Genomic DNA, 21,349 nt, shown 5'->3' on the forward strand with positions numbered 1-21,349 from the left:
TTTTCCCCGGTTCGCCGGGGCAGCAATCTGGAAGGAAGAGACAATGAATCATTACACACGCTGGCTGGAACTGAAGAAAGAAAATCCTGGCAAATACGCACGTGATATTGCGGGATTGATGAATATTAGCGAAGCCGAACTGACCTTCGCGCGCGTCGGTCATGACGCCTGGCGCTTACGGGGCGAAGTGCGTGAAATCCTCGGCGCACTGGAAGCCGTCGGCGAAACCAAATGTATATGCCGCAACGAATATGCGGTGCATGAGCAGGTTGGTGCGTTTACCAATCAGCACCTGAACGGTCATGCCGGACTGGTACTCAATCCGCGCGCCCTCGACCTGCGCCTGTTCCTCAATCAGTGGGCAAGCGTGTTCCATATCAGCGAAACAACCGCCCACGGTGAGCGTCAGAGCATTCAGTTCTTTGACCATCAGGGGGATGCGCTACTGAAGGTCTATGCCACACAGAATACCCTCATTGAGGAATGGGCTGCGTTGCTGACCCGTTTCATCTTCGCTGAAAACCCGCCTCTGGCGCTGCAACCCGCCACCCCTTCTACTCCAGCTACCGTCACGGTCGATGCGCAGACCGTGGATCAAGAGTGGCGAGCCATGACCGATGTACACCAGTTCTTCGGTCTGCTGAAACGCCACGATCTCACCCGCCAACAGGCGTTTAACCTGGTGGGCGACGATCTGGCCTGTAAAGTCGCAAATAGCGCATTGGCGCAGTTACTCGACACCGCGCGCCAGGATGGCAATGAAATTATGGTCTTTGTGGGTAATCGTGGCTGCGTACAGATTTTCACCGGTGTGATAGAAAAACTGGTGCCGATGAAAGGCTGGCTGAATATATTCAACCCGACATTTACCTTACACCTGCTGGAAGAGAGCGTGGCAGAAACATGGGTAACGCGCAAACCGACCGCCGATGGCCACGTCACCAGCCTGGAACTGTTTGCTGCCGACGGCACGCAAATCGCCCAGTTGTATGGTCAACGAACGGAAGGCGAACCGGAGCAGACGCAATGGCGCGCGCAAATTGACGCACTGACGCCGAAAGGGCTGGCCGCATGAAAAAACTGCTGGTCCTGATTGCGCTACTGCCCATCGTCGCGATGGCTGCGTCCAGGGAACGGGTTGTTGCTCTCGGTGGCGATGTCACCGAGATTGTATACGCACTGGGAGCACAGTCTTCCCTTGTGGCGCGAGACAGCACCAGCCAGTGGCCTGAAGCAGCAAACGCCCTACCTGATGTCGGTTATTTGCGCCAACTCAACGCCGAAGGGATCCTTGCCACCCATCCTACGCTGGTCCTTGCCAGCGCGCAGGCGCAGCCCTCTCTGGCGCTAAAACAGCTCGAACAGAGCAACGTCAGGGTTGTGACGATCCCGGCAAGCAACGCGCTTAACGTGATTGATGAAAAAATTCGCGTCATCGCCGAAGCCACCCATAGGGAGGCCGATGGCGAAACGCTGCGCACCCGCTTACGTCAGGAACTGGCGGCGTTGCCGTCCTCTGAACTTAACAAACGCGTGCTGTTTATTCTCAATCATGGCGGGATGACCGCGATGGCAGCGGGCCAGCAAACCGCAGCCGATGCGGCTATTCGTGCCGCCGGTTTGCGCAACGCAATGCAGGGTGTTAACCGCTATCAGCCGCTGTCGCAGGAAGGTGTCATTGCCAGCCAGCCCGATCTGGTGGTGATTTCACAGGACGGCGTTAAGGCGATGGGGGGCGAAGATAACCTGTGGGCGCTGCCGGGCCTGGCGCAGACGCCTGCCGGACGGAATAAACAGGTATTGCAGGTTGACGATATGGCGCTGCTCGGCTTTAGCGTACGCACCCCGCAGGCCATTTTGCAGCTTCGCGCTAAAGCTGAGCAATTGCCCTGATGTCGCGACGTATCCGTTGTTCTTTATGGACACTCGCACTCATGTTGGTCGTGATGACAATCATGGCTACCGGTTTTGGCGCGTTGCGCCTGCCGGTAAGTTTGCTGTGGCGTGATGGTGATGAGGCACTGCGTCAAATCTGGCTCACCATTCGCCTGCCCCGCGTCCTGCTGGCGCTGGTGATTGGCGGTTCTCTGGCGCTCGCGGGCTGCGTGATGCAGGGCCTGTTCCGCAACCCGCTTGCCGATCCGGGATTACTGGGGATAAGCAGCGGTGCCGCCTGCGCCGTCGCCCTGTGGGTAGTGCTGCCGGTCTCTTTGCCCGCGCTGTTGATGCTGTACGCCCCCATGCTGGCCGCTTTTCTCGGTGCGCTGGCGGCAACGGTGGTTATTTTTATCCTTAGCCAACAACGCGACGCTTCACTCTCACGTCTGCTGTTGGTCGGTATTGCCATCAACGCGCTGTGCGGGGCGGCGGTTGGCGTTCTGTCGTGGGTCAGTAATGACGCGCAACTGCGCCAGCTGTCGCTATGGGGGATGGGCAGTCTGGGGGCCGCGCAATGGTCCACGCTGCTGGCTGTCACTTCATTGACTGTCCCGACGGTGCTGATCATTTGGCGTCTGGCACCGGCGCTGAACCTGCTGCAGTTAGGTGAGGAAGAGGCGCATTACCTCGGCGTAGATGTGCGTACCGTTCAGCGTGTTTTGCTACTTTGTAGCGCATTGCTGGTTGCCGCAGCCGTGGCGGTAAGCGGCGTAATAGGCTTCATCGGGCTGGTTATCCCGCATCTGATGCGCATGTGGCTCGGCTCAGACCATCGGGCCGTTATCCCAGGTTCAGTGCTGGCGGGCGCATTTTTATTGCTGATAGCCGACACGCTGGCCCGTACGGCGGTTGCGCCTGCGGAAATGCCGGTCGGTTTGCTAACCAGTCTTCTGGGCGCACCGTGGTTTTTATGGCTTATTTTTCGTCAGCGAGGACCGCATGGCTGAACATTTCATCGCTGAAGGGCTTCACTATCGCGTCGCGGGCAGAGCGGTGATTGACGACGTCTCTCTTGCTCTCGAAAAAGGTGAACTGGTGGCGCTCATCGGCCCAAATGGTGCGGGGAAATCCACCCTGCTGCGCCTGCTGACCGGTTTTCTGAAACCGGCTACAGGGCGCTGCGTGCTGGCGGGTAAACCGCTGGATGAATGGCATACCCAAACACTGTCGCGGCATCGGGCGGTGATGCGCCAGCAAACGCAACTGGGATTTGACTGGCCGGTAGAGGCCGTCATCGCGATGGGGCGTGCGCCCTGGACCTCGCGGTCGGAACCTCGACTTATCGCTCAGGTGATGGAAATGACCGGATGTACACCGCTGGCGGGCCGGCAATACGCTGCGCTTTCCGGCGGCGAGCAACAGCGAGTACAGTTAGCCCGTGCATTGGCGCAACTTTGGTGCGACGGCGCGCCTCGCGGCTGGTTATTCCTTGATGAACCGACCTCTGCGCTGGATCTTTACCACCAGCAGCATCTGTTGCGCTTGCTGAAGACGCTTACCGCTTCACAAGAGCTGCATGTGTGCATTGTGCTTCACGATCTGAATCTCGCCGCACTGTGGGCAGACAGAATAGTGTTGCTGCACAACGGCAGGCTGGTGTCGCAGGGAACGCCTGAAGCCGTGTTACAGGCCGATGACCTGAAGCGCTGGTATGGCGCGCAGGTACACGTTGGCCAGCATCCGGCCAACGGATCCCCGCAGGTGTTTCTGGCCCCTTAGCTTGAACAGCTCACTTCCAGCCGTTTGCCCCAGTCAGGTGGACGGCTGACATAGTCATCATCACGATCGACAAATGGGGTACGCAACGCTTCGTGTAACCGATGCAGCTCAGCGTAATCCCCCTGCTCTGCCTGATTAATCGCCCGTTGCGCCAACCAGTTACGTAATACCATCGCCGGATTAGCCGCCTTCATCTGCGTTTGTCTGACTGCGTCGGCAATGTTGTCTTGCTGCAGGCGTGAGCGATACCGTGTGAACCAGTCATCAAACGCTGCGCGGTCGATAAACTCATCGCGCAGCGGGGATTGCGCGCTGTGTTGTTCCGTCTGACTGAGCATGCGAAACGTTCGGGTATAGTCGCTTCTTTCCCGCGCCATCAGGTTAAACAGTTCACTAAGCAGTTCGTTATCGTTTTTTTGCTCGCTAAAGAAGCCAAGCTTTTGTCGCATCCGCTGACCGTAGCGAGTTAACAGCGCCAGTTGATAACTGTCCAGCGCATCATTAAGCGCCTCGACCGGGATAAATGGCGACAGAGTCTGCGCCAGACGTTGCAGGTTCCAAAGCGCCGCGGCCGGTTGATTATCGAAACTGTATCGCCCCTGGTTGTCTGAGTGGTTGCAGATAAAATCGGGCACGTAGTCATCAAGGAAACCGAATGGGCCGTAATCCATCGTCAGTCCCAGAATCGACATGTTGTCCGTGTTCATGACACCATGCGCAAATCCCACCGCCTGCCAGTCTGCGATTAACGTCGCAGTACGCGTGACAACATCGTTAAACCACAGCTGATACTTATCGGCTTCTTCCTGCCATTGCGGCCAATAATAGCGAATCGCAAAGTCAGCCAACTGGCGCACTTTTTCCGGCTCGCGGCGATAGTAAAAATGCTCAAAATGGCCAAAGCGCATATGGCTTTGCGCCACGCGAATGAGCATCGCCCCTGATTCTACCGTTTCGCGATACACCGGCGTGTCGCTGGTAACAATCGACAATGCCCGCGTGGTCGGTATTCCCAGGTAATGCATCGCTTCGCTGGCCAGGCTTTCGCGAATTGTCGAGCGCAGTACGGCGCGACCATCCCCCATACGGGAATAAGGCGTAAGTCCGGCGCCTTTCAGGTGCCAGTCACACGTTGAGCCGTCAGCGAGCTGTTGTTCGCCCAACAGGATCCCGCGTCCATCGCCAAGCTGGCCCGCCCAGACGCCAAATTGATGTCCGCTATAAACTTGCGCTAAAGGCGACATCCCGGGAAGCAACGATTCACCGCCCCAAACACCGGCTCCGGTTGGAATATCAAATAGTGTCTCTGGAATAGCTAATTGCTCCGCCAGCGCATCGTTATGCCAGATCAGGCGCGCGTTTTTCAGGGGAGTGGGTGAAAGTGCTGTATAGGTTGCTGGTAATTCATCACGCCAGCGGGTGGTAAAAGACAGGGTCATAGGGCCTCCTGTCTCTAGTGTAGACTGTTAAAAGCCTGTTAAACACCAGCAAATATGAGGGTTATATCTTCGCGAGCGAAATTATCTGCGCGGGGGGCACAGCAGGCCACAGCGCGCCCTGCATGGCGCTGAATCCCAGAGGCAGTACGCGCGCTAACATCTCGGGTGTATCAATACCGCTAATGATAATTGACTCACTGCTGGGAAATAGCTGTGCCAGGATAGCCCGCATAAACGGCTCAAACGAAATATGTGTAATCCTTTGTTGAACAAAGTTTTTATCGAGCACGACGCGTTTGAACAGCCCATCAAAAATTGCCCGGTTTGATATGCCGCCAGCACCATAGTTTGTCAGTACTAATGGAAATCGCGCCGCCAGTGCAGCCAGCGTTGGATTCGCTTTTCCATTATTTAACTCTGGATAGTTTTCATTAATAGCCAGTTCCAGAAATGACAATCGTTCAACTTGTGAAGCAAATTTAGCATCTGATAATAAAGTATTAGCAATTGCCGGCGTTAAATTAATCCAGGCAGAAACCTTTCGTTGAATAAAAAAATGTTGGCACGTTTCGATTAATTCAAGCTTTTCGGTAAATAAGCGACATTGCTCTTCGCCCGACATCCGAGGTAGGACCAGCTCGGTGGGTATACGAACATCCCCCTGCGCACTGGCAAAACTGGTAATGATATCTACGTATTCAAGATCGCCTTTTTCGTTTCTCGCAGGGAGAAAAGAGAACTCTGAATGGTAAAGAGTATCCATTGAAACAATCATCGTGCCAGCCCCTCTGCATAGGTGTTATCCGGCATCCTGTAGCAAAGGATGGAGAAATACGTTATTGCTGATGCAAGTAGAGGCCCTTTCATTTTTCCCTTTATAGCCAGTAAATCGAATCCCTTTTTTTTAGCTTATCCTGATTATAAGCGAATATCCAGCTTTGCACTTTTTAATATCTCGGAATAAATCATATTTTTAGCAAGATACGCTCTTAATGTTCAGGGGTATTGTCCGGCTGGCGGCAGAAATAAGAAGTTACTAACAAATGGAAATGTCGAGGCTGCTCAGCCGTAGGCAGCCTCGTGACTGATGAGGATTAAATACGTCGCGCCTGCCAAAAGTTTTTGCGCCAGTAAACGTTGTCCAGTGATGAGCGCATCACACCACGGCTGGTTGAGGCATGAATAAATTGATTATTGGTATCGTAAATTCCGACATGCAGACCGCTTTCCCCAGACCCGGTTTTAAAGAACACCAGATCGCCGGGCAGCAAATCATCTTTATCAATTTCGGTACCAATCTTTGATTGCGTGCGGGTATCACGCGGGAGTTGCAGATCGAATTTATCGCGCATTGTCATCAATACAAATCCAGAACAATCCACTCCGTTACGGCTCATGCCGCCATAACGATAGGGTGTGCCATGCCAGGTTTGTAACTGGTCATTAAGCCCGGCGATAACGGCGATAGAATCCGACAAGCGGGCATTTGGCGCAGGAGCACGATGGCTGCTGCAGCCCGCCAAAAACAATGCTGTGATGAAAAGAAGCCAAAAGCGCATTCAGGACGAATCCTCTGAATTATATTTTTATGTCAATTTAGCGTGGAAATTATATGATTTTCAAGAACCCATTTAACTTAAGTGGTTGATATGAGCATTCTGTGGCCTTCAATATCCAAACGACGGAAGTTCACACCATAAGCCGCAGACAGATTGGCCGGCGTTAGTACCGCATCACGAGCACCACTGGCAAGCAGCTTCCCGCGTTTGAGGAGCCAGGCCTTGTGCGCATGACGTAAGGTGTGATTAAGGTCATGGCTGCTCATTACAATCGCGATGCCCTGCAAACACAACTGACCCAGCATCCGGTCCAGTGCATTTTGTTGCGCCACGTCCAGGCTGTTCATCGGCTCATCCAGCAGCAAAAGCTGGCCGAATGGATTCGCTTGTGGGCAAATCTGCAGGATAACCGCAGCCAGGCGCACGCGCTGCCACTCACCGCCAGAGAGCTGATTCACGCTGCGTCCCAGCTTATCCCCAAGCCCAAGCGCATCGGCGACTTCCTGTAACAGATCGGTGCGTGTTTTATCGGGTTGATGCAGCGTCAGAAAATGCCAGACCGGCATCGCAAACGGCGGGTTTTGCTGTTGCGCAAGATAAGCGCGATATTGCGCCAGCTTTGCTGCCGGCCATTCATCCAATGACACATCACCAAAGGTGATGCTGCCCTTGCCGGTCGTCAGCCCCGCCATTCGCGCCAACAGTGTGCTCTTTCCTGCGCCGTTAGGTCCCACTAAATGCAGGATCTCCCCTGCTTTTATCTCACCAGAAAGTGGGCCGAGTCGGGTCGATTCTGCTACGTCCTGTAGCTGCATCAATCGAGACATTAGTTTGCCAGCGCCGTCTTGATGGATTGCACCAGAACAGGATCCTCAGGCGTCATATCGGGTGAAAATCGTTGCAGTACCTGACCATCCCGACCCACTAAAAACTTCTCGAAATTCCACAGAATATCGTCCGGGTAGAGCGGCGCCCGACCTTTACTCGCCATACGCTCATAGAATCCACTATCCGCAGGCGCAACGGCGGTTGGCGCGGCATCAATCAGTTTCTGATACAGCGGATGGCGTCCCTCGCCGTTGACCTCAATTTTGCTGAACATCGGGAAGGTAACGCCCCAGGTGGTACTGCAGTACGTTTTTATTTCCTCTTCACTGCCCGGCTCCTGGCCCAGAAACTGGTTGCAGGGGAACCCAAGAACGGTAAAGCCCTGCTGATGCCAGGCTTTCTGCAGATTCTCCAGTTGCTCATATTGCGGCGTTAGCCCACATTTTGAAGCAACGTTGACGATTAACAGCACATTTCCGGCATACGGCTGCAGTGAGGTCACCTCGCCGTCGATGGTCGTCACGTCTGTATCGAGGATAGTGTTTTGCATAGCATCTCCAGAACAACAGGTGGATTTTAGTTTTTAATCATAGACCGAATCAACGCGTTCTAGCGCGCGGCTTTTAACAATAGCCAGATAAATACCGGTGCGCCCATGGTGGCCGTCACCACGCCAATTGGCAGCTCAGCCGAGGCCAGCACCAGACGCGCGACAACATCAGCCAACAGTAATACGATAGCGCCAGCCAACGCGCAGCCCGGCAGTAACACGCGATGATCGGTTAAGCCGCACAGCCGCAGAATATGTGGGATCACAAGCCCAATAAAGCCAATCGCTCCCGCCAGAGCCACGCTTACGCCAACCATCCAGCCTGTGGCGACCACCAGCAGGTTGCGCCAGAACCATAATGGCAATCCCAACTGACGTGCAGAAGTCTCCCCCAGCGCCAGCATATTCATCGGCTGCGACTGACAGCAGATCCACACCAGCACCGGAATCAACGCCACCATGAGCCAGGCCTGATGCCAGTCAACGCCGCCAAAGCCCCCCATCATCCAGTACATTAGCTGTCGCAAATCAAAAGAAGTGGAGAAGTAGATGGCCCATGTCATCAGCGCGCTACAGATAATGCCCAGCGCCACCCCCGCCAACAGCAGACGGCTGGTAGACAAATGACGGCGGGCAAAACGGAGCAGAATAAGCGTGATAATCAGCGCCCCAGCGATGGCGCATAAACCCAACGCCCAGCCGGGGAGCTGACCCTGCCCCAGCAGCACCGCCGCAATGAGCCCGACTCCCGCGCCATTAGACACGCCCAGTAATCCAGGCTCTGCGAGCGGGTTTTCAAAGAGAGCTTGCATCACTGCGCCAGATAAGGCCAACGCAGCACCTACCAGCAAAACGGCGAGGGTACGGGGAAATCGGATTTGCCAGACGAACAGATCGCCGCGGGCGCTGAACCAGTCGCCGGGGGCGATCCACTGTTCTCCTGCGCATAAGCTAATCACGAGCATGACCAATAGCAACAGCGATAAAGTGCCTAACCAGTATCGGTCTCGCCGACGTTGTAATTGTGCAAAAGGTTGCATGTTTATACTTTTTTTATGGGTTATCTCATTAATTTTACGATGAAAGCAAAAAACATGGAAGGAAGCTCTACCGCAAATGAGGCAATGGCCCAAAACAACATGAACCTTAGACTTTTGCATAATGCAATGCTGGCAGCAATACCAGGTAGTCGCTGTCATTATTAATATCGTTCCTGAGATTAAATAAATAACCACAACCGGACAAGATGTCCGGTTGCAGAAGTTTTGTGTGATTGTCTTCTCATCAATACGTAAATATATTGTGTAGTCTTCATATCATCATAACACCCTCAGGAATTATCTTATGGATATAATTCTTTCGCTTATTGCTGGTGCAATTATTGGTTTCATATTTACATTAATAAAACTCCCCATTCCAGCCCCTACTGTCTGGCCTGGTGTATTTGGTATCATCGGTGTACTTAGTGGTAATCAGATCTTTAACTATTTATTCAACAAATAAATTCATTCACCAAAAAAAATTAACGTATAGACAAAATAAACTTATTACATGGACCTCTCATCACATTCATGAAAAGTGAGGATTAGATGCCCTGTCGTTACAAAAAACAGCGTCTTCGCTATATTTTAACACTACTCAAAAAACAAGGAAGTGTAAAAATATCATCTCTTGTTAAGGTACTTGATGTTACGGAAAGAACACTCCGCCGCGACATCAATGACCTTGTAAAAACAGGACATGTCCGCTCATGCTATGGAGGTGCTGTATATAATCACGACAATGCATTCCCATTATATGAGAACAACTCTCTTTATTTGCACCAAAACATCATCATTAACCAATCAAAGATCGAACGAGAAATATCAATGAACGAAAACAATGGTAAAGTTTACATTCTGGGTTCATTTAACACCGACTTAGTCTATCGGCTTCACCGTTTTCCTATTTCAGGGGAAACCACGCGCGCGCTTTTTTCCTGTTGTTTACCCGGAGGGAAAGGCAGCAACCAGGCGATAGCATCAGCACAAGCCAATGCTCGCACTTATTTTACAGTCAAATTAGGTGAAGATGAGTTTTCAACTAAAGCCCAGCATTTTTTAAATGGCGTAGGATTAGAAAAGCTAACCATCTTTACCAAAAATGATGCACCAACCGGCAGTGCCGTAGTGATGATATCCGAAGAAGCTGGCGATAATGTAATCGTTATTAATCCAGGGGCTAATCAGGAAATAACGAGTGAAGAAATTATATCCTGTTATGACGAGATAGGCACCGCCAATGTTTTTTTGACGCAGATGGAAAACAATCCTGACGCTACAGCTCAAGCTATTAAGTTCGCACATGCCGCCGGGGTGATGACAATCCTGAATCCAGCGCCATGGCGTAAGGAAGTGACAGAGCTTCTCCGCTGGACACACATCCTGACCCCAAACCTCACAGAAGCAGAGGCGATAATTGGCAAGGCTATTCGTACGCCAGACGATATTCGTCAGGCCGCCGAAACCATGCACCAAATGGGACCACAATATATTCTAATTACGTTAGGCAAAGATGGGTGCTGGTTATTTGATGGATCTACACACCAACAGTTCCCGGCATATCCCGCCGTTAATATTGATACATCCGGCGCCGGTGATGCATTTAATGGTGCACTCGCTGCACGACTTGCCTGTGGAGAAAATATTGCCAACGCAATTCATTACGCCTGTGTATTTGCAGCACTGGCCGTAGAGCGTGAAGGCGCAGCCAATATGCCATCCCATGAACTCGTATTAAAACGATTAGCTTGTACTAAATACTGATATTTACCCACCACCAAAATAGGGATATAAAATGAAAAAAATCGCCTTCGGGGCTTTATTATCGTGCGTAGCTTTTTCCTCATTAGCTGAACAACAATACGGTTGGGGGAATATACATTTTGACTACCAATCCTGGGATGCCGGTGTTAAAGACCTCGAATATGAACAAGCCTTAATTGGTATTGAGGGAGGTATTGGTTTTGATTGGGGTGAAATGTACGGCTTTTATGATTTTGAAAATATTCTAGACGACGAGGGAAATCAGGGGCAGACTGCGAATGGTGAAATTCATACCTACCTCTGGAAAACGGGTGCCAGCCTATTTACAAAAGTCTATAATTCGCAAAGTCCCAATTTTAAAGAGACGAATCAATTTATTGGGCTTGGCTATACCGACCTGAAAGGCGATGGATGGTGGTTTAAACCCTGGATTGCTCGTCAGTACATTACCGCACACAGTAATTTTGGCCCAGCTTATGATATTAATGGACTCAATGGTTTCTCAATTGGATGGAACGCTGGTTATGCTTTCAATCTTCTCAATCAGGACTTCTTACTGTCCAATTGGAATGAAATAGAACTTGACCGTAATGATGACTATACCGCTAACAATCATGGTAGCAATGGTTTAAACGGCGGTCTGAATATTACCTGGAAAATCATGCCTCATATATCCACCACATTAATGTATCGATACTTCTATAACAAACTTGGTGCGGATGGATATGGCGATATTCTCATTTATCGACTGGCCTACGACTTCTAACTTAAGGAACATTAACGATGTTAAGTATCCACTGGCCTGAATTAACTTCAGCGCAGCGTATTGCCTTAATTACGCCACCTAAGCATGGCAAAGTGCCTATCATTATTGACAGCGATACCTACAATGAAATTGACGATCAGATGGCCATTGCCTGGGCATTCTTACACCCGGAGCGCCTCGATCTGCAAGCTGTTTACGCCGCTCCGTTTACCAACCACTATTTTGGTAAAGAGGGCTCGCACACATATGTTGACGATCCCGCAGTAGGCATGCAACTGAGCGTCGATGAGATCTATCGCGTATTTAACAAACTCCCCCGCCGCGAAAACATACCGCAAATATTCCAGGGTTCAACACGCTATCTGAAAGATAGCAATCAGCCGGAGATGTCAGCTGCAGTAAAGGATTTGATTAACCGGGCAAGAACGGCTGAGCAAACATTACATGTACTCGCAATCGCCGCGCCGACCAATATCGCTAACGCACTGCTCCTCGCGCCGGACATCGTCACAAAGATTCATGTCATCTGGCTTGGGGGTAACAGTTATGCCTGGAAAGATAATCATGAATTCAACCTGATGCAGGACATTGCGGCGAGTCGGGTACTTTTTGATAGCGGCGTAGCGCTCACCCAAATCCCCTGCTTTGGCGTGGCTAACACTATGGCCTCATCGGTCCCAGAGATGCAGCACTATTTTGCAGAGACCAGCCGCATTGGTAGCTACTTTGCTGAAATTGCCCCGCGATGCCCCTGGATTGGTTTTGCATCCCGCAAAGTCATTTGGGATATCACTACGGTTGGCTATGTCCTGAATCCTGACTGGTTCACCTGTGAATACCGTACATCCCCTTTGATCAATGACAATCTGAGCTGGAGTTTTGATAACCGCCGTCACGTCATTCAGGTCGCAAAATTTATTGAGCGGGATGCTCTCTTTAAAGATCTTTTCCGTAGCATCATTGATGCCGATGAGGGATAAACCATGCAGATACTCATCGTCATACTTGGCATTGTTGTCCTGTTACTCGTTGCCTGGCTATGTTCAGAAAATCGCAAAGCTATCCGGTTTCGCACCGTTGGCGGCGCCTTTGCAATCCAGGCTCTTTTTGCTGCATTTATCCTGTATGTCCCCTTAGGGGAAAAAATCTTACTCGCCATATCAAACAGTCTGTCAGGCATGCTGAACTATTCGTCGGAAGGGATTAACTTTCTCTTCGGTAATCTCGGACAGTTCAAAATGGGGTTTGTATTTGCCGTGCATGTTCTGCCGATTATCATTTTTATGTCGGCATTGTTCTCCGTGCTGTACTACCTGGGCATCATGCAGTGGATTATCCGTCTCATCGGTACGGGTATCCATAAACTGCTGCGCACCAGCCCGGCAGAATCCATGGCTGCAACGGCCAATATTTTTGCGGGCAATACTGACGTCTTCGTCCTGATGAAGCCTTATGCGCCACGCATGACGCGCTCAGAACTGTTTGCCCTCATGACAGGTGGTGTGGCCTCTATCGCAGGCTCAGTGCTGGTTGGCTATGCCAGTATGGGGATCGAAATTCGCTATCTGGTAGCCGCCTCTTTTATGTCAGCACCAGGCGGTCTGTTAATGGCGAAAATGCTGTTTCCAGAAACGGAACCCGAAAACACTGCCGACGTGTCAGGCGATATGCTTGGTCAAGATGAAAAGCCTATCAACATCGTTGAAGCGGCGACAAATGGCGCGACTATCGGGCTGAAGCTCGCCGCTAACGTGGGGGCAATGCTTCTGGCACTGATTGCATTAATTGCTATGGTGAACGGCTTGTTGGGCTGGTTTTGTAGCTTTTTCGGCTATGGTAACGTCACGCTACAATTTATCTTTAGTTACCTCTTTGCTCCGGTTGCCTGGCTGTTGGGCATTCCCGCTAACGAAGTCTTGCAAATTGGCAGCCTGTTAGGTCAAAAATTGGTGTTGAATGAGTTCGTCGCGTATACCAGCTTTATTCCAATGAAAGACCAACTGTCGGAATATTCGCAGATAATAACGATCATGGCGCTGGCTGGGTTTGCCAATTTGTCCTCTCCTGCCGCATTGATTGGCGTACTGGGGGGGATTGTGCCGGGGAAAAAAAGTTTCATTGCTAAAATGGGGCTTAAAGTGATCCTGGCGGGCACGTTGTCTAACCTGCTGAGCGCAGCACTGACCGGGCTGTTTTTCCTTCTGGCCCACTAAGAAAAAAGGCCGCATTCGCGGCCTTTTTAGTTAGTTCAGATTACTCTTCTTTCGGCGTTGCGTTTTCAACCCGGCTTTTTAACTTCTGTCCGGGTCTGAAGGTCACCACGCGCCGTGCTGTAATGGGAATATCTTCGCCCGTTTTCGGATTACGGCCCGGACGTTGATTCTTATCACGCAGATCGAAGTTACCAAAACCAGAGAGTTTTACCTGCTCACCATTTTCCAGAGCACGACGGATCTCTTCGAAAAACAGCTCGACCAGTTCTTTGGCATCCCGCTTGCTAAGCCCAAGCTTATCAAACAGATATTCTGACATTTCAGCTTTTGTAAGCGCCATAGGTTCAATCCCTCAATGATGCCTGGAATCGCTCTTTTAATGCCTCTACACATTTGGCGACGGTAGCGGCAATCTCCTCTTCTTCAAGTGTACGGCTGGTATCCTGAAGGATCAGGCTGATAGCGAGGCTCTTATAACCCTCCGCAACACCCTTACCGCGGTACACGTCAAACAAGTTTACGCCAACTACCTGATTTACGCCAACTTTCTTACATTCGGATAAAATATCCGCAGCGGGAACGTTTTCTGCCACAACGACCGCGATGTCGCGACGGTTCGCCGGGAAGCGAGAAACTTCACGCGCCTGAGGCACCACGCGGTCTGCGAGCTTGTTCCACTCCAGTTCAAACACCAGAGTGCGACCGTTCAGATCCAGTTTACGTTCAAGTTCAGGATGAACAACCCCAATGAAACCAATGCGTTCACCTTTCAGATAAATCGCCGCAGACTGCCCCGGATGCAGTGCTGGATTCGCTTCAGCTTTGAATTGAATATCCGCCAGCTTGCCGGTCAGGTCGAGAACCGCTTCCAGATCGCCTTTCAGATCATAGAAATCAACGGTCTCTTTTGCCAGATTCCAGTGTTCATCATGACGGTTACCGCAGATCGCGCCCGCCAGCATCAGATCCTGACGGATCCCGAGATTAGCCTGCGTGTCCGGTACGAAACGTAAACCCGTTTCGAAAATACGCACGCGGTTTTGCTGACGATTCTGGTTGTACACTACCGTAGACAGCAAGCCGGTCCACAGGGATAAACGCATTGCCGACATATCAATCGAGATTGGGCTTGGCAGCAACAGCGCTTCTTCACCCGGGTGCAGCAGCGCCTGGACTTTCGGGTCGACAAAGCTGTAGGTAATAACTTCCTGGTAGCCTTTGTCATTCAGCATGGTTTTTACGCGTTTCAGCGACAAATCCGCTTCACGATGCGTACCCATGATAAGACCCGCCTGAATTGGCGTATTCGGGATATTGTCATAACCGTATACACGGGCGACTTCTTCGACCAGGTCTTCTTCGATCTCCATATCGAAACGCCAGCTCGGCGCTACCGCTTTCCACTCATCTTGCCCTTCCGTGACATCACAACCCAGACGGCGCAGAATATCGCTCACCTGCTCATCTGCAATATGGTGTCCGATCAGACGATCCAGTTTGCTACGGCGAAGCGTAATGGTTGCGCGTTTTGGCAGCGAGGCTTCGTTCGTCACGTCAATGATTGGACCCGCTTCGCCGCCGCAGATATCAATCAGCAGGCGCGTAGCACGTTCCATGGCTTTATGTTGCAGCGCCGGATCGACACCACGCTCATAGCGGTGAGAGGCATCGGTGTGCAGACCGTGACGACGCGCGCGACCGGTAATAGACAGCGGGCTGAAGAACGCGCATTCCAGCAGGACGTTTTGCGTTTCATCATTCACACCGGAGTGCTCGCCACCAAAGATGCCGCCCATTGCCAGCGCTTTGTTATGGTCCGCAATCACCAGCGTATCCGCATTCAGCTTCGCTTCACTGCCGTCCAGCAATACCAGGGTTTCACCTTCTTTTGCCATGCGGACAACAATCCCGCCTTCAATGCGGTCTTTGTCGAATGCGTGCATCGGCTGGCCCAATTCGAGCAGCACATAGTTAGTCACGTCAACCACGGCATCGATCGAGCGGATGCCGCAACGACGCAGTTTTTCTTTCATCCACAGCGGGGTTGGCGCTTTAACGTTAATGCCTTTCACCACGCGGCCCAAATAGCGTGGGCAGGCTTCCACCGCGTCGACCTGAATCGGCAGGACGTCGTTAATGGTTGCGGCTACTGGCGCTATTTCCGGCTCAACCAGAGGGGCTTTGTTCAGTACAGCAACGTCACGTGCTACACCGATAATGCCTAAGCAGTCGGCGCGGTTCGGAGTGACGCTGATTTCGATAGTATTATCGTCAAGTTTCAGGTATTCACGGATATCGGTACCAATTGGTGCATCGACAGGCAGTTCGATAATACCGTTGTGATCGTCGGAAATACCCAGCTCGGAGAACGAGCACAGCATGCCTTCAGACGGTTCACCGCGCAGTTTCGCGGCTTTGATTTTGAAATCGCCCGGCAGAACGGCACCAACGGTTGCTACAGCCACCTTCAGCCCTTGACGGCAGTTTGGCGCACCGCAGACGATATCCAGCAGGCGGTCGCCGCCGACATTCACCTTGGTGACGCGCAGTTTGTCAGCGTTAGGATGCTGAGCGCACTCAACCACTTCACCCACTACAACGCCGTTGAACGCGCCAGAAACAGGATCCACACCGTCAACTTCCAGACCCGCCATCGTGATTTGGTTTGACAACGCATCGCTATCAATAGCCGGGTTTACCCATTCGCGTAACCACAGTTCACTGAATTTCATTGTTTTATCCTGCCTTTATTTAAACTGTTTGAGGAAACGCAGATCGTTTTCGAAGAAAGAACGCAGATCGGTTACGCCGTAACGCAGCATGGTCAGACGCTCCATACCCATACCGAATGCAAAGCCAGAGTAGATTTCCGGATCGATACCGACGTTACGCAGCACATTCGGATGAACCATTCCGCAACCCAATACTTCCAGCCATTTGCCATTTTTACCCATCACATCGACTTCCGCAGAAGGTTCGGTGAACGGGAAGTAGGAAGGACGGAAACGAACCTGCAGGTCTTCTTCAAAGAAGTTGCGCAGGAAATCGTGCAGCGTGCCTTTCAGGTTGGTGAAGTTGATGTTGGTATCAACAATCAGCCCTTCCATCTGATGGAACATTGGGGTGTGCGTCTGATCGTAGTCGTTACGATATACGCGGCCCGGAGCGATAATACGGATCGGCGGCTGTTTTTCTTTCATGGTGCGGATCTGCACGCCGGAAGTCTGCGTGCGCAGCAGACGCGTCGCATCAAACCAGAAAGTGTCGTGGTCAGCGCGCGCCGGGTGATGGCCAGGAATGTTCAGCGCATCGAAGTTATGATAATCATCTTCGATTTCCGGACCGGTCGCCACGGTAAAGCCCAGCTCACCAAAGAAACTTTCAATGCGATCGATAGTCCGCGTTACCGGATGCAAACCGCCGTTTTCGATACGACGCCCAGGCAAGGAGATATCGATCGTTTCTTCAGCCAGACGAGCATTCAGCGCGGCATTTTCTAATTCGGCTTTACGCGCGTTCAGCGCTTGCTGAACCTGCTCTTTGGCTTCGTTTATCACCGCACCTGCTGCCGGGCGCTCTTCTGCCGGCAGTTCACGCAGGGTAGTCATCTGAAGGGTCAGGTGCCCTTTCTTGCCCAAATATTCGACGCGGACATTGTCTAACGCGGCAACATCTGAAGCCTGGTTAATGGCGGCCGTTGCACTGGCAACCAGCTCTGCGAGATGTGACATGGTTTTCCTCGTTATGTTGCGATATTCACTAGTCGCTCGTATATACACAAAATCATTCTGGCTGAGTCAAGGCAGCAGTAAAGCGCTAATCCTCAGGAGCGTACACAAGTACGAGACTGGGGGAAGCGACTGCAGCCAACGCAGAGGCAGCCTGAAGGATAACGTGTATAAAAAAAGCCTCCACCAGGGAGGCTTTTAGGCGCTGTTTTCCGTTTCTTCTTTCACGCGCAAGCCTCCTGAGTTCAGGTGCTAAAGTAAAAGAAGAAGCGGAAAATAGCAGCATTCATGCTTGCGTTACCTTGTGTGGTAAAAACCGGACAACCTTTATTGAAAAGGCTTACGGATAAATTGTCAACCAATTGATTGCACTACAAATAAAAGAGAGGGAGCCAGGCTCCCTCTTTTCACCGGCTTATGCCAGAGCTGCTTTCGCTTTTTCGACCAGAGCGGTGAACGCTACTTTGTCGAATACTGCGATGTCAGCCAGGATCTTACGGTCGATTTCAACAGAGGCTTTTTTCAGGCCGTTGATGAATTTGCTGTAAGAAATACCGTTCTGACGTGCTGCTGCGTTGATACGCGCAATCCACAGTTGACGGAACTGACGCTTTTTCTGACGACGGTCACGATAAGCGTACTGACCAGCTTTGATAACAGCCTGGAAGGCAACGCGGTATACGCGAGAACGCGCACCGTAGTAGCCTTTAGCTTGTTTCAAAATTTTCTTGTGACGTGCACGGGCAACTACACCACGTTTTACGCGAGCCATATGTGCTCTCCTGTATCTATATTCTTAGTAAAAAAATTAATTAAACGTTAACGGCTTATGCGTACGGCAGGCACGCGATAACCAGACCCAGATCGCCTTTAGAAACGAGGCCTTTTGGACGCAGGTGACGTTTACGCTTAGTAGATTTTTTGGTCAGAATATGACGCAGGTTTGCGTGCTTACGCTTAAATCCACCACCACCGGTTTTTTTGAAGCGCTTAGCAGCACCGCGTACGGTCTTAATTTTTGGCATTTTAATAACTTCCACTTCGCATTGTTAATAAACGAAACGTAGGCGAACAACGGCTGTGGAACCCGCAGGCTCCACAGACATTGCTACTTGAAGGCCTTACTGTTTCTTCTTAGGAGCGAGCACCATGATCATCTGGCGGCCTTCGATCTTCGTAGGGAAGGATTCGACTACTGCCAGTTCACTCAGATCGTCACGGACGCGGTTGAGCACTTCCATACCGATCTGTTGGTGGGCCATCTCACGACCGCGAAAACGCAGCGTGATCTTAGCCTTATCGCCATCTTCCAGAAAGCGTACCAGGCTGCGGAGTTTTACCTGGTAATCGCCATCGTCGGTGCCAGGACGGAATTTAATTTCCTTAACCTGGATAACTTTTTGCTTTTTCTTCTGTTCCTTAGAAGACTTACTCTTTTCATAAAGGAACTTGCCGTAGTCCATAATACGACAAACTGGCGGTTCGGCGTTAGGGCTGATTTCAACTAAATCTACTCCAGCTTCTTCAGCTTTTTCGATCGCTTCTCTCAGACTCACAATACCCAAAGCTTCGCCTTCCAGACCTGTTAAGCGAACTTCCAGGGCGCGAATCTCGCCATTGATACGATTCGGACGTGCCGTTTGAACTCGTTTTCCGCCTTTAATACCTTATTCCTCCAGTTGTTGAAGACTGCGGCTGCGAATCTCTTGTTGCAGCTTCTCAATCACTTCATTTACGTCCAGGCTGCCCAAGTCTTTGCCACGACGGGTGCGCACGGCAACTTTGCCTGCTTCTACCTCTTTGTCGCCACAGACCAACATATAAGGGACACGACGTAAAGTGTGCTCGCGGATTTTAAAGCCAATCTTCTCATTTCTCAAGTCTGCTTTTACACGAATACCCGCATTTTGTAGTTTCTGCGTTAATTCGTTGACGTATTCAGACTGTGAATCGGTGATGTTCATGACGACAACCTGAACTGGCGCAAGCCAGGTCGGGAAGAAGCCAGCGAACTCTTCGGTCAGGATACCGATGAAACGTTCCATCGACCCAAGAATTGCGCGGTGAATCATAACCGGCACCTGACGCTCGTTGTTTTCGCCAACATAAGAGGCGCTTAAACGGGACGGCAGAGAGAAGTCCAGCTGTACAGTACCGCACTGCCATGCACGATCGAGGCAGTCATACAGGGTAAATTCAATTTTCGGACCGTAGAATGCGCCCTCACCCAGTTGGTACTCAAACGGGATGTTGTTTTCTTCCAGCGCAACGGCCAGGTCAGCTTCAGCACGGTCCCACATTTCATCGCTACCGATACGTTTTTCGGGGCGAGTGGACAGTTTGACGACGATTTTCTCGAAGCCAAAGGTGCTATACATATCGTAGACCATACGAATGCAAGCGTTAACTTCATCACGGATCTGCTCTTCTGTACAGAAGATATGTGCATCATCCTGAGTGAAGCCACGAACACGCATCAGGCCATGCAGCGCGCCTGACGGCTCATTACGGTGGCAGCTACCAAACTCGGCCATACGCAACGGCAGATCACGATAGGATTTCAGACCCTGATTGAAGATCTGCACGTGACCCGGGCAGTTCATGGGCTTAATGCAGTATTCACGGTTCTCAGAGGAGGTCGTGAACATCGCATCTTTGTAGTTATCCCAGTGACCTGTTTTTTCCCACAGCACGCGGTCCATCATGAACGGACCTTTAACTTCCTGATACTGGTATTCTTTCAGTTTTGAGCGAACAAAGACTTCCAGTTCACGGAAGATTGTCCAGCCATCATTGTGCCAGAACACCATACCCGGCGCTTCTTCCTGCATATGATACAGGTCAAGCTGCTTACCGATTTTACGGTGGTCGCGTTTGGCCGCTTCTTCCAGACGTTGCAGGTAGGCATTCAGGGCTTTTTTATCGGCCCATGCAGTACCATAAATACGCTGCAGCATCTTATTATTGCTGTCGCCACGCCAGTATGCCCCAGCGGTCTTCATCAGTTTGAAGTGATGACAGAAACGCATGTTCGGCACGTGCGGGCCACGGCACATATCGACATATTCTTCATGATGGTACAAGCCAGGCTTGTCATCATGGGCAATGTTTTCATCAAGAATGGAGACTTTATAGGTCTCGCCACGCTTCACGAAGGTTTCACGCGCTTCGTACCAACTGACTTTCTTCTTAATGACATCGTAGTTTTTCTCAGCGAGCTCGTGCATCCGCTTCTCGAGCGCGTCGACATCTTCCTGGGTTAGCGTACGGTCAAGATCGATATCGTAGTAAAAACCGTTATCAACAACCGGTCCGATCGCCATTTTGGTGTGCGGCCAGAGTTGTTTGATCGCGTGCCCTAACAGGTGCGCACAGGAGTGACGAATGATCTCCAGACCTTCTTCATCCTTCGCGGTGATGATGGAGAGCTTCGCATCATGCTCAATCAGATCGGAAGCATCTACCAGCTCACCGTCAACACGGCCAGCAATAGTGGCTTTCGCCAGACCTGGACCGATGTCCAGCGCAACATCCATGGGGCTTACAGCGTGGTCGTAATGGCGTTGGCTGCCATCAGGAAGAGTAATAACAGGCATGTTATATCCTTATTTGCAGTGGTGACCCACACGTAAGATCACATACAAAGATTCAATATTTAAAATCATCAAAAAGGTGTGGGCTGATTCCCGCTTCACTCTGCGAAATATGTCACTGGTCGCCTTAATGGCTACACTGGACCTACACCCGCTTTTTGATAACACCGTTTGACAGTGTACACGGCATTACGAGCCGATCAAAGCAACAA

At 51.2% G+C, this 21,349-nt stretch carries 23 protein-coding genes and 1 other annotated feature; of the genes, 9 read left to right on the forward strand and 14 right to left on the reverse strand.

Going from position 1 to position 21,349, the window contains the following annotated elements; all coding sequences use genetic code 11:
- Positions 1–43 precede the first annotated feature (43 nt).
- The 4 genes from chuS to ABIE10_RS03940 are packed head-to-tail and all read left to right on the forward strand — an operon-like array spanning position 44 to position 3,657.
- Positions 44–1,075 (forward strand): hematinate-forming heme oxygenase ChuS, encoded by a 1,032-nt coding sequence (gene chuS, locus ABIE10_RS03925; protein ID WP_259686187.1) that lies wholly within the window; start codon positions 44–46, stop codon positions 1,073–1,075.
- Entirely contained in the window at positions 1,072–1,893 is an 822-nt protein-coding gene (locus tag ABIE10_RS03930; protein WP_429154794.1) for a heme/hemin ABC transporter substrate-binding protein, read from the forward strand. The genes chuS and ABIE10_RS03930 overlap by 4 nt, the downstream gene beginning before the upstream one ends.
- Entirely contained in the window at positions 1,893–2,885 is a 993-nt protein-coding gene (locus ABIE10_RS03935) for a FecCD family ABC transporter permease (protein ID WP_032947022.1), read from the forward strand. The genes ABIE10_RS03930 and ABIE10_RS03935 overlap by 1 nt, the downstream gene beginning before the upstream one ends.
- The gene (locus ABIE10_RS03940; protein WP_181220500.1) at positions 2,878–3,657 is read left to right on the forward strand and encodes a heme ABC transporter ATP-binding protein; all 780 of its coding nucleotides are present in this window, start codon (positions 2,878–2,880) and stop codon (positions 3,655–3,657) included. The genes ABIE10_RS03935 and ABIE10_RS03940 overlap by 8 nt, the downstream gene beginning before the upstream one ends.
- Here ABIE10_RS03940 and selO read toward each other — a convergent pair.
- The 6 genes from selO to btuC form a co-directional block, all read right to left on the reverse strand.
- Positions 3,654–5,096, reverse strand: a complete 1,443-nt coding sequence (gene selO / locus ABIE10_RS03945) for a protein adenylyltransferase SelO (RefSeq protein WP_047500304.1) — start codon at positions 5,094–5,096, stop codon at positions 3,654–3,656. The genes ABIE10_RS03940 and selO overlap by 4 nt on opposite strands.
- Before the next feature lie 61 nt (positions 5,097–5,157).
- Positions 5,158–5,871, reverse strand: coding sequence for an EAL domain-containing protein (locus tag ABIE10_RS03950; RefSeq protein ID WP_049281901.1), 714 nt, complete (start codon positions 5,869–5,871; stop codon positions 5,158–5,160).
- 319 nt (positions 5,872–6,190) lie between these two features.
- Positions 6,191–6,655, reverse strand: coding sequence for an NlpC/P60 family protein (locus ABIE10_RS03955; RefSeq protein ID WP_047500302.1), 465 nt, complete (start codon positions 6,653–6,655; stop codon positions 6,191–6,193).
- A gap of 77 nt (positions 6,656–6,732) precedes the next feature.
- Positions 6,733–7,482, reverse strand: coding sequence for a vitamin B12 ABC transporter ATP-binding protein BtuD (btuD, locus tag ABIE10_RS03960; RefSeq protein ID WP_047500298.1), 750 nt, complete (start codon positions 7,480–7,482; stop codon positions 6,733–6,735).
- Complete coding sequence (locus tag ABIE10_RS03965; protein WP_016156341.1) at positions 7,482–8,033, reverse strand: glutathione peroxidase; 552 nt, start codon at positions 8,031–8,033, stop codon at positions 7,482–7,484. Before ABIE10_RS03965 ends, btuD begins: the two co-directional genes overlap by 1 nt.
- A gap of 59 nt (positions 8,034–8,092) precedes the next feature.
- On the reverse strand, positions 8,093–9,073 hold the full coding sequence (btuC, locus tag ABIE10_RS03970) for a vitamin B12 ABC transporter permease BtuC (RefSeq protein WP_032931198.1): 981 nt from the start codon (positions 9,071–9,073) through the stop codon (positions 8,093–8,095).
- A gap of 304 nt (positions 9,074–9,377) precedes the next feature.
- Here btuC and ABIE10_RS03975 point away from each other — a divergent pair, with 304 nt between their 5' ends.
- The 5 genes from ABIE10_RS03975 (at position 9,378) to ABIE10_RS03995 (ending at position 13,816) form a co-directional block, all read left to right on the forward strand.
- Entirely contained in the window at positions 9,378–9,536 is a 159-nt protein-coding gene (locus ABIE10_RS03975; RefSeq protein WP_049268801.1) for a DUF1427 family protein, read from the forward strand.
- An 86-nt stretch (positions 9,537–9,622) separates the two neighbouring features.
- Entirely contained in the window at positions 9,623–10,837 is a 1,215-nt protein-coding gene (locus tag ABIE10_RS03980) for a PfkB family carbohydrate kinase (RefSeq protein ID WP_200013741.1), read from the forward strand.
- Between the two features lie 31 nt (positions 10,838–10,868).
- The gene (locus ABIE10_RS03985) at positions 10,869–11,603 is read left to right on the forward strand and encodes an outer membrane protein OmpK (protein ID WP_016152869.1); all 735 of its coding nucleotides are present in this window, start codon (positions 10,869–10,871) and stop codon (positions 11,601–11,603) included.
- 17 nt (positions 11,604–11,620) lie between these two features.
- Positions 11,621–12,583, forward strand: a complete 963-nt coding sequence (locus ABIE10_RS03990; RefSeq protein ID WP_286454708.1) for a nucleoside hydrolase — start codon at positions 11,621–11,623, stop codon at positions 12,581–12,583.
- Positions 12,584–12,586: 3 nt separating this feature from the next.
- Complete coding sequence (locus tag ABIE10_RS03995) at positions 12,587–13,816, forward strand: NupC/NupG family nucleoside CNT transporter (protein WP_016152867.1); 1,230 nt, start codon at positions 12,587–12,589, stop codon at positions 13,814–13,816.
- Between the two features lie 40 nt (positions 13,817–13,856).
- On the opposite strand, the gene ihfA is transcribed toward ABIE10_RS03995, so the two are convergent.
- The 8 genes from ihfA to thrS form a co-directional block, all read right to left on the reverse strand.
- A complete protein-coding gene (gene ihfA, locus ABIE10_RS04000; RefSeq protein ID WP_003030571.1) occupies positions 13,857–14,156 on the reverse strand; it encodes an integration host factor subunit alpha in 300 nt (99 codons plus the stop codon).
- Between the two features lie 4 nt (positions 14,157–14,160).
- Positions 14,161–16,548: a phenylalanine--tRNA ligase subunit beta gene (pheT, locus tag ABIE10_RS04005; RefSeq protein ID WP_065554668.1), complete on the reverse strand. Its 2,388-nt coding sequence runs from the start codon at positions 16,546–16,548 to the stop codon at positions 14,161–14,163.
- A gap of 15 nt (positions 16,549–16,563) precedes the next feature.
- Complete coding sequence (gene pheS / locus ABIE10_RS04010; RefSeq protein WP_016152865.1) at positions 16,564–17,547, reverse strand: phenylalanine--tRNA ligase subunit alpha; 984 nt, start codon at positions 17,545–17,547, stop codon at positions 16,564–16,566.
- A gap of 167 nt (positions 17,548–17,714) precedes the next feature.
- Positions 17,715–17,839, reverse strand: a sequence feature (Phe leader region).
- Positions 17,790–17,834, reverse strand: coding sequence for a pheST operon leader peptide PheM (gene pheM, locus ABIE10_RS04015; protein WP_001386830.1), 45 nt, complete (start codon positions 17,832–17,834; stop codon positions 17,790–17,792). (Overlaps the previous feature by 45 nt.)
- A gap of 120 nt (positions 17,840–17,959) precedes the next feature.
- Positions 17,960–18,316: a 50S ribosomal protein L20 gene (rplT, locus tag ABIE10_RS04020; RefSeq protein ID WP_003030578.1), complete on the reverse strand. Its 357-nt coding sequence runs from the start codon at positions 18,314–18,316 to the stop codon at positions 17,960–17,962.
- 55 nt (positions 18,317–18,371) lie between these two features.
- The gene (gene rpmI, locus ABIE10_RS04025; protein ID WP_003030583.1) at positions 18,372–18,569 is read right to left on the reverse strand and encodes a 50S ribosomal protein L35; all 198 of its coding nucleotides are present in this window, start codon (positions 18,567–18,569) and stop codon (positions 18,372–18,374) included.
- 96 nt (positions 18,570–18,665) lie between these two features.
- Complete coding sequence (gene infC / locus ABIE10_RS04030; protein WP_048997935.1) at positions 18,666–19,208, reverse strand: translation initiation factor IF-3; 543 nt, start codon at positions 19,206–19,208, stop codon at positions 18,666–18,668.
- Between the two features lie 3 nt (positions 19,209–19,211).
- A complete protein-coding gene (thrS, locus tag ABIE10_RS04035) occupies positions 19,212–21,140 on the reverse strand; it encodes a threonine--tRNA ligase (RefSeq protein ID WP_047500283.1) in 1,929 nt (642 codons plus the stop codon).
- Positions 21,141–21,349: the final 209 nt, after the last annotated feature.

The organism is Citrobacter sp. 506, assembly GCF_050434985.1.
GTDB classification, from domain to species: domain Bacteria; phylum Pseudomonadota; class Gammaproteobacteria; order Enterobacterales; family Enterobacteriaceae; genus Citrobacter; species Citrobacter braakii.